The following is a 13,608-nucleotide window of genomic DNA, read 5'->3' as shown; positions in this document are numbered from 1 at the left end:
AGCGTCACCCGCGGCGGTCCGCCGGCAGAGCGGCCCCCGCAATCACGCGGGTCGGCCGGCGTTGGGCACGCCCCGGCCACCGGTCTGCGGGACGCCGGAAACCCTTTGACCGCGGCCGTCGAAGGCGGGAGTATGTACGTCCGGGACGCCCGCAACCGAGACGAGGCGTGGTTGCTCGACCACATCGAGGAGATGGGGCTCGACGAGGTCGGCTTCCGCTCCCGGGACTACGTCATCGCGGTCGACGAGGAGGCGAACGAACGGGCCGGGTTCGGCCGCGTCCGCGTGGACAAGACCGAGAACGGCGAGGTCTGCGAGCTGACCAGCCTCGGGGTACTGGAGGAGTGGCGCGGCCAGGGCGTGGGAGCCCACGTCGTCGAGCGGCTGGTCCAGACGGCGAGCGACGATGGGTTCGAGGTCGTCTACGCCTTCATCGACGAACCCGACTACCTCCGGCAGTTCGGCTTCGAGCGGGTCGACGTCGCCCAGCTCCCGGAGCACCTCCGCGAGCGTCTCACCAAAAAGCAGGACACCGTCACGCCGGGGGCGGTGCCGCTGCGGGTGGAGGTCGACCGGTTCCGGATGCCCCAGCGGCTGCGCCGGGCGTTCAAGGGGGCGACTCCCGAGGAGGAGGACACCGAGCCCCAGGAGGGCCCGGAGGACTTCGGGATCGACCCCGACGAGGCGACCTACAAGTACGACACCGGTGACTGACTGGCTACCCGCAGAGTCCTGCCGCCCTCTGGAGTTCGACCGTTCCATCCGGCGTGACCGGCCACCCCGACACGATTTAAGGGGCGGGGGCCGAAGGGTGGGTCATGTTCGACCAGGACGACCTCCAGGCCATCCGCGACGGGAAGGAGGCCTGGGAGGAGGAGACGCTCTCGCCGGTGCTCGACCGGTTCGGCGAGCGCAAGGAGACCTTTGACACCGACACCGGCGGACAGGAAGTCGACCCGCTCTACACGCCGGCCGACATCGCTGACCTCGACTACGAGGAGGACCTGGGTTTCCCGGGTGAGGAACCGTACACCCGCGGAGTCTACCCGACGATGTACCGCGGTCGGCTGTGGACGATGCGCCAGTACGCCGGCATGGGCACCGCGAGCGAGACCAACGAGCGGTTCAACTACCTGATCGAGGAGGGCCAGACCGGCCTCTCGACGGCCTTCGACCTGCCGACCCAGATGGGCCACGACTCCGACGACCCCATGTCGGCGGGCGAGGTCGGCAAGACCGGCGTCGCCATCGACTCGCTTGATGACATGGAGACGGTCTTCGACGGCATCCCGCTCGACGAGGTGTCGACGTCGATGACCATCAACGCCCCCGCCTCGGTGTTGCTCGCGATGTACATCGCCGTCGGCGACAAGCAGGGCGTCGACCGTTCGGAGCTGCGGGGCACGATCCAGAACGACGTGCTCAAGGAGTACATCGCCCGCAACACCTACATCTACCCGCCCGGTCCGTCGATGCGGATCATCACGGACATCTTCGAATTCTGCGCGGAGGAGGTGCCGAACTTCAACACCATCTCCATCTCCGGCTACCACATCCGCGAGGCCGGCTCGACCGCGGCCCAGGAGATCGCCTTCACGCTGGGCAACGGGATCGAATACGTCCAGGCTGCCATCGACGCCGGGCTGGACGTCGACGACTTCGCCCCGCAGCTGTCCTTTTTCTTCGCCTCCTACAACAACGTCCTCGAGGAGGTCGCGAAGTTCCGCGCGGCCCGTCGGATGTGGGCCCAGATCATGGAGGAGCGGTTCGGCGCGGAGAACCCCAAGTCCAAGCAGCTGAAGTTCCACACCCAGACGGCGGGCTCGACACTCACGGCCCAGCAGGTCGACAACAACATCGTCCGGGTCGCCTACCAGGCGCTCGCGGCGGTTCTGGGCGGGACCCAGAGCCTCCACACGAACGGCAAGGACGAGGCGCTGTCGATCCCGACCGAGGAGTCGGTCCGGACGGCCCTGCGCACCCAGCAGATCCTCGCCCACGAGTCCGGCGCGGCCGACACCATCGACCCGCTGGGCGGGAGTTACTACGTCGAGAGTCTCACCGACGAGCTGGAGGAGGAGGCCTTCGAGATCATCCGCGAGGTCGACGACCGCGGCGGGATGCGCAAGGCCATCGAAGACCAGTGGGTGCAACGGCAGATCCAGGACGTCGCCTTCGAGCGCCAGCGCGAGCAGGAGGAGGAGGAGCGGGTCATCGTCGGCGTCAACAAGTACCAGGTCGACGAGGAACAGGAGGTTGACATCGAGGAGGTCTCCGCGGAGGAGGAACGGCGCCAGAAGGAAAACGTCGCCGCCGTCCGGGAGGAACGGGACGACGCCGAAGTGGAGCAGCGCCTGGACGCGCTCCGGGAGGCCGCCCGCGGCGACGAGAACCTCATGCCCTACATCATCGACGCCGTCAAGGCGTACGCGACGACCGGAGAGGTCTGTGACGCGATGCGTGACGTCTTCGGCGAGCACCAGCCCGGGATGTGACCGCCGGGGGGCGCGCCGCCCTCGCGCCGGGGCTTTTTGTCCGCCGCGACCGCAGCCCCTTGCATGGACTTCGACCACGCCGGCGTCGCGACCGAGGACGCCGACGGTCTGGCCGACCTGTACACCGACCTGCTGGACTGCGACCGCGTCCACGACGAGCGCTTCGACGGGATGGAGGTCGTCTTCCTCGACGTGGGTGGGGGCTATCTCGAACTGCTGGAACCCCTCGAGGACGGCCCCATCGCCTCGTACCTCGAGGACAACGGCCCCGGGATCCACCACGTCGCCTTGGAGACCGACGACATCGAGGCGGCCCTCGACCGGGCCCGCGCACACGACGTCGCGCTCATCGACGAGGAGCCCAGACCCGGCGCGTGGGGCCACGACGTCGCCTTCCTCCACCCCGGGGACACCGGCGGGATCCTCGTCGAGTTCGTCCAGCACTGACCCGGCGGGCTTTTGGGCGCCGCGGTGCAACCGCTTCCGATGAGTGAGGACTCCCTGCAAGACCGGATGCCCTACGCGAACCTCCTCGACATCGAACTCGTCGAGGCGGCGGACGGCCACGCGGTCGGCCGGATGCCGATGACGCCCGACCACTCCTCGAACACCGAGACGCTGATCGCCCACGGCGGGGCGACCTACTCGCTCGCGGACACGGTCGGCGGCGCGGCGGTCATCTCGATGACCGACCAGGCGACGCCGACCGTCGACATGCGCATCGACTACCTCGCCCCCGTCACTTCCGACCTGCGCGCCGAGGCCGACGTCGTTCGCTTCGGGGGGAGCATCGCGCTCTCGCGGGTCGAGGTCTACGACGAGGAGGGGACACACGTCGCCACCGCCCACGGCACCTACAAGACCGGCGGCAGCAACGAGGGGACGCCCTGGGACAGCGAAGCCGGCCAGGCCGAGTGAGGCGCCGGGTGGACGGGTCGGGTCTGCCCTGTCTGGCTCGTCCGGGCTCAGACCTCCCGCTCGAACAACAGCCCGATGGTCGTGCCGTTCTCCTCGAGGGTCTCGTGGAGCCGCCACCCCTCGCGGGCGTACTCGTTGACGACCGACTCCAGGTCGCCGACGGTCCCGCTCTGTGCTGTCGTCCCGTGCGAGGTGTACACGTATCTCTGGTCTGACATACAGACACGAGGGTCTCCAGGGGCAAAAGCTCCCGCTCTCACGCGGCCGTCCAGTCGTTGTAGCGGTAGTAGACGACGACGAGCACGAGCAAGATGCCGAGCGCGACGGCCGCTTCCAGATTCTCCCGGCCGGTCTCCAGGGAGTCGATGAGACGGTGGAACCAGAACAGGTCCGCGAACGCGGTCCGGTGAAACGCCTGGAGGGGGTCCGCCAGCGCGTCGACCCCGAACTCCCGGAACACCCAGTGGACGTCCGGCCCCATCCCCCAGAAACCGCTGAGAAAGGTCAGCAGAAACTCCCGTCGCGGTGGCAGGTCGACGAACAGGAACACCGCCATCGCCATGAATACCCCGACTGTGAAGTGTACGAGCGCCTGCATCGCAGCAGGGTTCGCCACCGCCGGTGTTCAATGTTCGTGTCAAGCACCGAGGATGATGCGCGCCGGCCGGGAGCGCGTGGTCGCGGGAGCGACCCGCGCGAGGACGCCGAAAGGCTCGCTACGCTCCCCTTTCGAGCCCTCACTCACTTTGCTCGCGAGGACGGGGAAGGGCAGGCCTGCACCGAGCATCCGCCGAGTGCCGGAGGCACGAGGCGGTTCACCGTCAGAGCGAACCTCTGACGAGTTCTCGCCTGCGGTGCTCAGGAGAACACCGGACGCGAGCGACCATAGGGAGCGAGTCGTCCGGCTTTTTTCACTATGGTTCTTTCCGCGAGCGAGTTGCGGGCCGCCGGCCCGCACCTGCATGCCGTGGCGGCTTCGCCGCCACGCGGTGCGCGACCGCAGGGAGCGCACCCGACGCGCAAAAAAGTAGTCACCCGAAGTTCTCGACTTTCGCGGCCTCGGCGTCGCCCCCGGCGGCCTCGATGGCCGAGGTGGCGTCGTCGAGGAAGTCCGCGAAGCCGTAGACGAACACCTGGGTGTCGTCGGTCAGGGCGTCGGCGACTGCCTCCGTCAGCGAGTCGGCGGGGCCGAGGATAGCGACGTCGGCGCCCTCACTCGCCAGGGCGGCCAGCCGCTGCTCGTGGACCGGCGCCTCGTCGCGGTAGACCACGGCCGCCCCGTTGCCCTCGGCGAGCGCTCGTTCGGCGATACCGACCGCCGGGCCGACGCCCGGGCCGCCGGCGAGAACGAGCACTCGGCTCTCCCCTTCGTAGTAGGCGTTGCCGAACGGGCCGGAGACGGTCACCTCGTCCCCGGGAGCGAGCGAACGCAGGCGCGGGCTCACCTCTCCCTCGGGGTCGATCCCGACGGTTACTTCGAAGGTCCCGGCGACGTCGGGCGAAGAGATGGTATAGAATCGGGGCTCGGTCTCGCCGTCGACGCCCATGATGAGCTTCACGAACTGGCCGGGACGGGCCTCGAAGTCCGGCGGCGATTCGAACTCGACGGCGATGGTGTCGGGGCCGACTTCCTCGACGGCCGCGACCGGGAGCGGAGTCTCGTCCATGCCCGCTTTCGGGCCAGGCCGGGCAAGGGGTTTTCGTTCCGCCGTCCCGGCTACCGCCCCGGCTGTCCACACGCCGGCTCGTAGCGCGTCTCGTGGGCGCTGGCGGCGACGGATGCGGTTTACAGAAGGCTTTTCCTCCCGCCCTGGGTACGGGTGGCTAGTATGCCCGACGACCTGAACTGGGCCATCGGCGGCGAAGCCGGCGATGGGATCGACTCTACAGGAAAGATCTTCGCTCAGGCACTCTCACGGGCAGGCCGACACGTCTTCACCTCCAAGGACTTCGCGTCCCGGATCCGAGGGGGGTACACCGCGTACAAGGTACGCACCTCTGTCGACCGCGTCGAGAGTGTCGTCGACCGTCTCGACATCCTCATCGCGCTCACCGAGCGGACCATCGACGAGAACCTCGACGAGCTCCACGAGGGGAGTGTCATCATCTACGACGGCGAGCGGACCACGATGCAGGACGTCGAGATCCCCGAGGGGATGGTCGGTCTCGACGTCCCGCTGAAGAGCCTGGCCGAGGACGCCGGCGGCGCCATCATGCGCAACGTCGTCGCGCTGGGGGCGGCCTGCGAGGTGGCGAGCTTCCCGATCGAGAACCTCGACGAATCCCTGGAAAAGCGGTTCAAGGACAAGGGCCAGGCGCTGGTCGAGAACAACCAGCAGGCCGCCAGGCTGGGCCAGGAGTACGTCGCCGAGGAGTACGACCACGACTTCGACTACGACCTGGAGACGACCGACGCGGACTACGTTCTCCTGAACGGCGACGAGGCCATCGGGATGGGCGCCATCGCCGCCGGCTGTCGCTTCTACGCGGGCTACCCGATCACCCCGGCGACGGACGTGATGGAGTATCTGACCGGGCGGATCGACCAGTACGGCGGCAAGGTCGTCCAGGCCGAGGACGAACTCGCCGCGATCAACCTCGCGCTCGGCGCCGCGCGGTCGGGTGCGCGGGCGATGACCGCCACCTCCGGTCCGGGGATCGACCTGATGACCGAAACCTTCGGGCTCGTGGCCCAGACGGAGACGCCGCTCGTTATCTGTGACGTGATGCGCTCGGGGCCCTCGACCGGGATGCCGACGAAACAGGAGCAGGGCGACCTCGACATGACGCTGTACGGCGGCCACGGCGAGATCCCCCGGTTCGTCGTCGCGCCCACCACGGTCGCGGAGTGTTTCTGGAAGACGGTCGAGGCGTTCAACCTCGCCGAGAAGTACCAGATCCCGGTCTTCCTCGTCTCGGACCTGGCGCTTGCGGTCACCGAACAGACGTTCCCGCCGGAGGCCTTCGACATGGACGAGGTCGAAGTCGAGCGCGGGAAGGTCGTCGACGAGGGGGAGGTCGACTCCTGGCTCGACGAGCAGGGTCGGTTCCAGCCCCACTTCCCGTCCGCCGACGGCGTCAGCCCCCGCGCGTTCCCCGGGACGACCGACGGTGCCCACATGACCACCGGCCTGGAACACGACGCGCTCGGTCGCCGGACCGAGGAGGAGGAGGTCCGCGTCGAGCAGGTCGACAAGCGCCAGCAGAAAGTCGAGACCGCCCGCGAGGAGGAGACGTGGGACTACCGGGAGTTCGGCGACCCCGACGCGGACACGCTCGTGCTCTCGTGGGGTTCGAACGAGGGCGCCATGCGCGAGGGGATGGAGTTTCTCGCCGAGGACGGGATCGACGTGCGCTTCATCTCGGTGCCCTACATCTTCCCGCGGCCGGACCTGACCGAGGAGGTGAAGGAGGCCGAGACGACCATCGTCGTCGAGTGTAACGCGACCGGCCAGTTCGCCGACGTGATCGAACACGACGTGCTCGAGCGTGTGCAGCGTGTGAACAAGTACACAGGCGTGCGATTCAAGGCCGACGAACTCGCAGAGGAGATCAGGCAGGCAGTCCGCGAACCCCAGGAGGCAACCAAATGAGCTCAGACGTCCGCTTCACCGACTTCAAATCCGACAAGCAACCGACCTGGTGTCCGGGGTGTGGCGACTTCGGTACCATGAACGGCATGATGAAGGCCCTGGCCGAGACCGGCAACGACCCCGACAACACCTTCGTGGTGGCGGGGATCGGCTGTTCGGGGAAGATCGGCACCTACATGCACAGCTACGCGCTGCATGGCGTTCACGGCCGCGCCCTCCCGGTCGGCATCGGCGTGAAAATGGCCAACCCCGAACTGGAAGTGATGGTTGCGGGGGGTGACGGCGACGGCTACTCCATCGGCGCCGGCCACTTCGTCCACGCGGTCCGCCGGAACGTCGACATGAGTTACGTCGTCATGGATAACCGGATCTACGGGCTGACCAAGGGCCAGGCCTCGCCGACCTCGCGGGAGGACTTCGAGACCGCCACCACGCCCGAAGGCCCCAAACAGCCCCCGGTCAACCCCCTCGCGCTCGCGCTAGCCTCAGGAGCCACGTTCATCGCACAGACGTTCTCCTCTGACTCCCAGCGCCACACCGAGGTCGTGCAGAAGGCCATCGAGCACGACGGCTTCGGCTTCGTCAACGTCTACTCGCCCTGCGTGACCTTCAACGACGTCGACACCTACGACTACTGGCGCGACTCCATCGTCGACCTCGCCGAGACCGACCACGACCCTCACGACTACGAGCAGGCCCAAGAGCGGATCATGACCGGCGACCGCGAACACATCGGCGTCATCTACCAGGACGAGAACTCCGTGCCCTTCGAGGAGCGCGAGGGCCTCGAGGACCCGATGTACGACATCCCCGACGGCGCCCCCGAGGGCGCGATGGACCTGGTTCGGGAGTTCTACTGAGTACCTTTTTTCGGCTCGGGTGGGCTCGCTTCGCTCGCGCCCCGCGTGGCGGCGAAGCCGCCACGGCATGTAGTTGCGGGCCGACGGCCCGCAACTCGCTCGCGCAAAAAATTTACGCTAAAAAAGCCGAACGCCCGGCCTCCGGCCTCGCGTTCGGTACTGCGTGCTGGCCGGCCCGCGGACCTGGAATCCCGTCCGTGTGAACCGGCGGCGGTACGCGGATTTGCTGAGTCGGAAAACGTGGCCGGCGTGTTAAGGGGGCGTCTCCTGTATCCCCGAGCATGGGAGCGAATCCCCCGCTAGAGCAGACGAACAGTCCCTCCGACCCTCCAGTGGCCTTCGACCGCCTCTTCGACTGGGCGATCGGTGCGCTCCTGACCCTCGTCGGCCTCCTGAGCGCGCTCGTGGGCGGGTCGCTGTACTACGTCGTCGACCGCGCCACCGTCGCCGACGTCATCGCCTCCTCGGAGTTCCAGTCGGAGGTCCTGACCGAGGCAGAGGCCGTCGACCTGTTGTGGGCACTCGGCCAGTGGGGCGGGCTCGGGCTCGTCGCCGTCGGCGTCCTGAGCGTGGCCGTCGGTGTCGCCGTGGTCGTCGCCCACGGCCGGGCGCGCAGCGAGGGTCGACCCACCCCGCGGTGGGTCCTCGGCGTGGCCGGCGCGATCGTCGGCACGATCCTCGGCTTCGTCCCGCTGTCGCCGGCGCTGGGCGGCGCTGTGGCTGGCTATCTCGACCCCGACCGGTCCGCCAGCGGGCTGGGCGTCGGCGCCATCGCCGGCGTCTTCGCCGCGCTGCCCGCGTTCGTCGTCGCGCTGTTCGTCGGCGTCGGCCTGGCCAGCGGTCTCCCGGCCGGCCTCGTCCCGGCGGCCACGGCGGTCGTCGCGTTCGGGGCGCTGTTCGCGCTGGTCTACCTCGTCGGGCTGAGCGCGCTCGGAGGGTATCTCGGGCACCGGCTCGCCGACAACTGAGCGGCCACACGGGCGGCTCGCACCGCACCGCTCTTTTCACTCCGGCCCAACCCACACCATGAACCTCTTCTGGCACCGGCGGGACCTCCGGATACCGGACAACCGCGGGCTCGCGCTGGCCGCGACAGACGACGAGGTGCTCCCGGTCTACGTCGTCGACGCCGACCTCCTCGGACAGGTCGGCAAACGCCAGCGCGCGTTCTTCATGGACGGCGTCCGGGAGCTGAAACGGCGCTACCGCTCGCTCGGCGGGGACCTGCTCGTGCGGGCCGGCGCACCTGCGGAGACCCTCGCTGAAGTCAACGGGGAGTACGGCGCCGACCGGGTCTACTACAACCGTCACTACCGGCCGGCGCGCCGCAACCGCGGGCGCCGCGTCGACGAGCGGCTCCCTACCGAGGCCGTCGAGGACCTGGTCCTGGTCGACCCCCGACGCCTCGAGTCGAGATACGAGAACCACAGCCGCTTCTACGACGACTGGCAGGACGAGCGGAAGCTCTCTCCCGTCGAGCGACCCGACGGCGACCGGATCGTCGACGCCGCTGACGACACCGGGGCGCCGGACATCGAGGCCGATATCGACCTGCCGGCGGCCGGCTACCGGGCGGCCCGCGACCGCTACGACCGGTTTCTCGACGCGGGGATCGAGACCTACAGCGAGACCCGCGACGACATGCGCCTGGCCGTCGAGCGCCCGGTGGGTGCCGTCTCCCGGCTCTCGCCGTATCTCGCGGCCGGCATGCTCGGTATCCGGGAGGTGTGGGCCGACGCCTCCGAACGGTACGACGCCGCGAGCGGGAGCGCACAGCGCAACGTCGACAAGTTCCGCTACGAGCTCTCCTGGCGCGAGGCGAACTACCACCTGCTGTACTACAACCCGACGCTGCTGACAGAGAACTACAAGGAATTCCCCAACCCGATAGCCTGGGAGAACGACCCCGAGATGTTCGAGGCCTGGAAGCGCGGCGAGACGGGCTACCCCTTCGTCGACGCGGGGATGCGCCAGCTGAACGAGGAGGGATACATCCACAACCGGCCGCGACAGAACGTCGCCTCCTTCCTGACGAAACACCTGCTGGTCGACTGGCGGAAGGGCGCCCGCCAGTTCGCCAAACAGCTCGTCGACCACGACCCGGCCAACAACTACGGCAACTGGCAGTGGACGGCCTCGACGGGGACGGACTCCGTGGACGTGCGGGTCTTCGACCCGGTCGCCCAGATGTCGAAGTACGACGACGGCGCGACCTACGTGAAGGAGTACGTCCCGGAGCTCCGGGACGTCCCCGCCGGGAAGGCCGTCGACTGGCCGACCCTGCCCGCGGCGAAACGCCATCGGCTCGCCCCCGACTACCCGGACCCGGTCGTCGACCGCGACGAGGCCTACGAGCGCGCCCAGCGGGTCTTCGAGGCGGCACTCGGCAAGCGGTGAGGCGGGCGGCAGCCGGTCGTCCGGGTTCCGTTACTGTTCCTCGACCCGGACCGAACAGTACAGACAGACCGTCTCGCCGCCGACGTAGTTGACGTCCCGTTCCCCACAGTCCGGACAGCGGTAGGTGTCGTTGTTGTACTCGGTCGACCCGCGGGGGACGTGGAGCTGGCCGGCCTCGAGAACCCGCTCGATCGCCTCCGGGAGGACCCGTGACTTGTACCGGGGCCGGTGGGCCAGGTAGTCCTCGCCGCCGGTGTCCGGGCCGTGGAGGTCGTCCCACTCCACGCCCCGGTAGTTCCGGCTGGCGTGCAACAGCAGGCTGTTCGCGGCGTCGAACAGCGGCCCGGCGGCGGCGTCGAGCGGGTCCTCCGGGTGGTGGGCCCGGTAGAGCCGTTCGGCCCGGTCGTAAGCCTCCGCGGCGGCGTCCTCGGCGCCCCGGACGACGGCGGCGTCGGCGACGAACTCCTGACAGACGGCCCGTGCGACACCCTCGCGGACGTGGTCCCGGGCGTCGAGCGCGAGCGGCGCGGCCGTGAGCGCGCGGTAGCGAGCGCGGTCCTCGGCGCCGGCCAAGCGGTAACACAGCCCGGCGGTGAGCAGGAAGGAGAGTCCGGCGGCCGGGCGGTCCCGGGGTCCCGGTGCGAGCACGTCCCCGCCGGTGCCGTCGCCGCGCCGGCCGTCTCCCAGGTCGCGGTGTGCGGCCCGGGTGTAGGCGTCGCCGGCCGCCCGCCAGTCCCGCTCTACCAGCGCCGAGATGGCCGTCTCGCGGTGTGGGTTCGCCATACACCGGCTGGGGACGCGAGCCCTAAGTGCGGCGTCCCTACAGAGTGAGCCCGATGTGACTGGCAGGCAGCCCGTCGGCGTCTTCCACGCCCGCGCGCTCGGCGAGCAGCGCCGTCCCGAGCCGCCGCGCGAGCCCGTCGGCGTCGCCGACGGCGTCCGCGAGGACCGAAGCCCCGGGTGGCGTCTCGGTGATGGCGTCCCGGATAGCCGCCGCGTCGGGGTCGTCGAGTCCGTCGGCGACATCGCGAAGCTGGAGCGCGGTGTGGACGCCGGCGGTCAGGTAGCGGGCGGCCCGACCCTCCGGATCCGGGACGGCGGTGATCGTCGAGAGATAACTCGCGGCGTGTGTCTCCTCGACGTCGACCTCGCGCTCGACGAAGTCGCGAACGGCGTCCCGGTCGGGTGTGGTCGCGAACTCCTCGCGAGCGGCCTCGTACAGGCGGCCTTCCTCCTCGGCGATCTGGTGGAAGACGTTACCGACGACGACGGCGTCCGCGCCCGCGTCGAGGACTGCCCGGGCGTCCTCGCGGTTATCGAGGCCGCCGCCGTACCAGACCCGCGACCAGGAGACGCCCTCGTCGACGGCCTCCAGGATGTCGACGGCCTCGTCGCCGCCGAAGGTGCCCGAGTACTCCAGGTAGACCACCTCGCTGTCGAGGTGGGTCTCGGCGGCCATGGCGCGGTGTTTCGCGGCCTCCGGTTCCAGGAGGTCCGCCTCGGTGACGTTGGCCTCGCGGGCGGCCGCGCTGTCGAGGTTCATGATGATGTAGGCCTCGAAGACTGCCTCCTCCATCATCCAGGCGGCGGCAAACGCCGAGAGCCGGTCGCCGAGCCCCTCGCCCAGCGGGAGCGGGAGCTTCTCGTCGATGTAGGCCGGAGCCAGCTCCTCGCGGACGTGGTCGATCCCCCGGCCGAGTTTCCCGACGAGCGCCTCGCTGTCGCCGTTGAGCACCTCCGGGACGGCCATGAAGTCGGCGGCGTCGCGGGTCCGTTCGGTGACGTGGTCGGCGGCGCTCGGCTCGTGGAAGGCCGACACCTCGGCGGCGTTGACCACCTCGAAGGTCTCCTCGGTGTTGTGGTCGGTGACGTCCTGGGAGCCGCCGACGGAGACCGCGCCGGTGTGAGAGAGATAGAGCGGGTAGGCCAGCGGGAGCTTCTTCTCGCGCTCCGGGTCGACCTTCGTGATGTGGGTCCAGTCCGCGGGCACGGGGTTGGTGTCCAGCGAGAGTACCGTCCGCCCGCCGACCGAGACGAGCCGTCCGAACCTGCTCACCCGTCGAACCAGGGACGCGAGACGCGACATGGTCGTTTTTCTCGCCGCCGTTATCAAAAGTGTAGCCACTTACCGACGGCGTGTTACCTAATCACACGGAACACCGGCTGGCCGGCCGTCCTCGTCCGGATTCACCGGCCGCCCGGCAGCAGTTCCGGCTCCCCGTCGCGGTAGATGTACTCCGTGGCGATGCCGGTCAGCGCGGAGTCGGCGGTGGTCGCGTGGGTCTTCGCCAGGTCGAGATAACCGTTCGCGACGTCTATCACGCGGTCGTAGGCCTCGCGGTCGCCGTCCGCGAGCAGGTACTCGGCGGTCACCGGCGTCAGCTGTCCCTCGCGCATGTCGGCGGCGTAGTCGTCGACGTCGTCCAGCCAGACCTGCGCGCCGATGATCGCCAGGACGATCGACCGCTCGAAGGCCGGCGAGACGGGCAGGTCTGCGGCCCGGTACATCTCCACCATCCCCTCGTAGATGACGCCCACGCGGTCGTACTGGGTCTTGATGTAGGGGAGGTCCCGCTCGGCCTCCCCGAAGGCCTCGGGCGGGTCCGGGAAATCGGTGTCGCGGTACTCCACCCGGACCGCCTCGAGGGCGTCGCTGTCGCCGTCCTCGGCGCGGGCCATCAGCCGCCGGAAGTGGGGGTCCTGTTCCTGGTGGCGCTCCGAGACCTCGACGGCCCGCTCGTAGGCCCCTCTGACGCCCCCGGGAAACTCCGAGAAGAGTTCCTCAACGCGCTCCTCGAGGGTCCCCTGGGCGAGTTCGGCGACCCGGCGGCGTTGCTCGTCTGTCGCGGCCTCCCCGCCGACGGCGACCTCGAAGTCGTCGTACTCCTCGTCGTTGATCGCGTCGCGCATATCGCCGTCGACGAGCGCCTCGACCACCAGGCGGGTGAGGCGGTCGGCGCGGTCGTCGTCGCAATCGTCCCGGCGGTAGAGGTAGCCCAGCGTCAGCTTCGCCGGGAGGATGAGCTTGGTGTCGTACTCGAAGTCGACAGGGACGCCGAACTCGGCTTCGGCGCGGTCCTCCACGGCCGCGAAGGCGTCCTCGACCAGCCCCTCGGTCACGTCGTCGACCCGGCTCTTGAGCCGCAGGCTCCCGTAGTCGAAGACCCCGGAGTCGGCGTAGTAGCCCAGTACCGCCTGCACGGAGGTCGGCAGCGCGTCCCGGGCGGCCACCCAGCCGGCACTCGCTCGGAGCATCGACCGGCCCTCCGTCGGGCGGGGGCTTTAGCGTGGTGATGTCCACGAGGGTGTCGGCGTCGGCACTGTCGGCCACGAGACCGCGGGACG

At 69.2% G+C, this 13,608-nt stretch carries 14 protein-coding genes; 8 read left to right on the top strand and 6 right to left on the bottom strand.

The genetic code is table 11. The features are described from left to right. Positions 1 to 132 precede the first annotated feature (132 nt). The 4 genes from GN153_RS06365 (at position 133) to GN153_RS06350 (ending at position 3,413) form a co-directional block, all read left to right on the top strand. Positions 133 to 714: a GNAT family N-acetyltransferase gene (locus GN153_RS06365; RefSeq protein WP_159900911.1), complete on the top strand. Its 582-nt coding sequence runs from the start codon at positions 133 to 135 to the stop codon at positions 712 to 714. Between the two features lie 104 nt (positions 715 to 818). After that, positions 819 to 2,495 (top strand): acyl-CoA mutase large subunit family protein, encoded by a 1,677-nt coding sequence (locus tag GN153_RS06360; protein ID WP_159900909.1) that lies wholly within the window; start codon positions 819 to 821, stop codon positions 2,493 to 2,495. A gap of 63 nt (positions 2,496 to 2,558) precedes the next feature. Next, a complete protein-coding gene (gene mce / locus GN153_RS06355; protein WP_159900907.1) occupies positions 2,559 to 2,942 on the top strand; it encodes a methylmalonyl-CoA epimerase in 384 nt (127 codons plus the stop codon). Positions 2,943 to 2,981: 39 nt separating this feature from the next. After that, positions 2,982 to 3,413 (top strand): PaaI family thioesterase, encoded by a 432-nt coding sequence (locus tag GN153_RS06350; RefSeq protein ID WP_159900905.1) that lies wholly within the window; start codon positions 2,982 to 2,984, stop codon positions 3,411 to 3,413. A 47-nt stretch (positions 3,414 to 3,460) separates the two neighbouring features. Here GN153_RS06350 and GN153_RS06345 read toward each other — a convergent pair whose 3' ends face one another. The 3 genes from GN153_RS06345 to GN153_RS06335 all read right to left on the bottom strand — a co-directional run bounded on the left by GN153_RS06345 (position 3,461) and on the right by GN153_RS06335 (position 5,080). Further along, entirely contained in the window at positions 3,461 to 3,631 is a 171-nt protein-coding gene (locus tag GN153_RS06345; RefSeq protein WP_159900903.1) for a hypothetical protein, read from the bottom strand. Between the two features lie 38 nt (positions 3,632 to 3,669). Next, complete coding sequence (locus GN153_RS06340) at positions 3,670 to 4,011, bottom strand: hypothetical protein (protein WP_159900901.1); 342 nt, start codon at positions 4,009 to 4,011, stop codon at positions 3,670 to 3,672. 433 nt (positions 4,012 to 4,444) lie between these two features. After that, positions 4,445 to 5,080: an FAD-dependent oxidoreductase gene (locus GN153_RS06335; protein ID WP_159900899.1), complete on the bottom strand. Its 636-nt coding sequence runs from the start codon at positions 5,078 to 5,080 to the stop codon at positions 4,445 to 4,447. A gap of 162 nt (positions 5,081 to 5,242) precedes the next feature. Here GN153_RS06335 and GN153_RS06330 point away from each other — a divergent pair, with 162 nt between their 5' ends. The 4 genes from GN153_RS06330 to GN153_RS06315 all read left to right on the top strand — a co-directional run bounded on the left by GN153_RS06330 (position 5,243) and on the right by GN153_RS06315 (position 10,263). Next, positions 5,243 to 7,006: a 2-oxoacid:acceptor oxidoreductase subunit alpha gene (locus GN153_RS06330; protein ID WP_159900897.1), complete on the top strand. Its 1,764-nt coding sequence runs from the start codon at positions 5,243 to 5,245 to the stop codon at positions 7,004 to 7,006. Beyond that, a complete protein-coding gene (locus GN153_RS06325; RefSeq protein ID WP_159900895.1) occupies positions 7,003 to 7,866 on the top strand; it encodes a 2-oxoacid:ferredoxin oxidoreductase subunit beta in 864 nt (287 codons plus the stop codon). Before GN153_RS06330 ends, GN153_RS06325 begins: the two co-directional genes overlap by 4 nt. 281 nt (positions 7,867 to 8,147) lie before the next feature. After that, on the top strand, positions 8,148 to 8,834 hold the full coding sequence (locus GN153_RS06320; RefSeq protein WP_159900893.1) for a DUF5518 domain-containing protein: 687 nt from the start codon (positions 8,148 to 8,150) through the stop codon (positions 8,832 to 8,834). Positions 8,835 to 8,892: 58 nt separating this feature from the next. Next, on the top strand, positions 8,893 to 10,263 hold the full coding sequence (locus tag GN153_RS06315) for a cryptochrome/photolyase family protein (RefSeq protein ID WP_159900891.1): 1,371 nt from the start codon (positions 8,893 to 8,895) through the stop codon (positions 10,261 to 10,263). Positions 10,264 to 10,293: 30 nt separating this feature from the next. On the opposite strand, the gene GN153_RS06310 is transcribed toward GN153_RS06315, so the two are convergent. From GN153_RS06310 to GN153_RS06300, 3 genes are all read right to left on the bottom strand, one after another. After that, positions 10,294 to 11,046, bottom strand: a complete 753-nt coding sequence (locus GN153_RS06310; RefSeq protein ID WP_159900889.1) for a hypothetical protein — start codon at positions 11,044 to 11,046, stop codon at positions 10,294 to 10,296. A 37-nt stretch (positions 11,047 to 11,083) separates the two neighbouring features. Beyond that, positions 11,084 to 12,349: a heptaprenylglyceryl phosphate synthase gene (locus GN153_RS06305; protein ID WP_159900887.1), complete on the bottom strand. Its 1,266-nt coding sequence runs from the start codon at positions 12,347 to 12,349 to the stop codon at positions 11,084 to 11,086. Between the two features lie 101 nt (positions 12,350 to 12,450). Continuing rightward, on the bottom strand, positions 12,451 to 13,518 hold the full coding sequence (locus tag GN153_RS06300) for a hypothetical protein (RefSeq protein ID WP_159900885.1): 1,068 nt from the start codon (positions 13,516 to 13,518) through the stop codon (positions 12,451 to 12,453). Between the last annotated feature and the right edge of the window lie 90 nt (positions 13,519 to 13,608).

It is taken from the genome of Salinirussus salinus, assembly GCF_009831455.1.
In the GTDB taxonomy this organism is placed as follows: domain Archaea; phylum Halobacteriota; class Halobacteria; order Halobacteriales; family Haloarculaceae; genus Salinirussus; species Salinirussus salinus.
The sequence above is the reverse complement of the archived record's forward strand: the minus strand, read 5'-3'. Positions and strand labels throughout refer to the sequence as shown.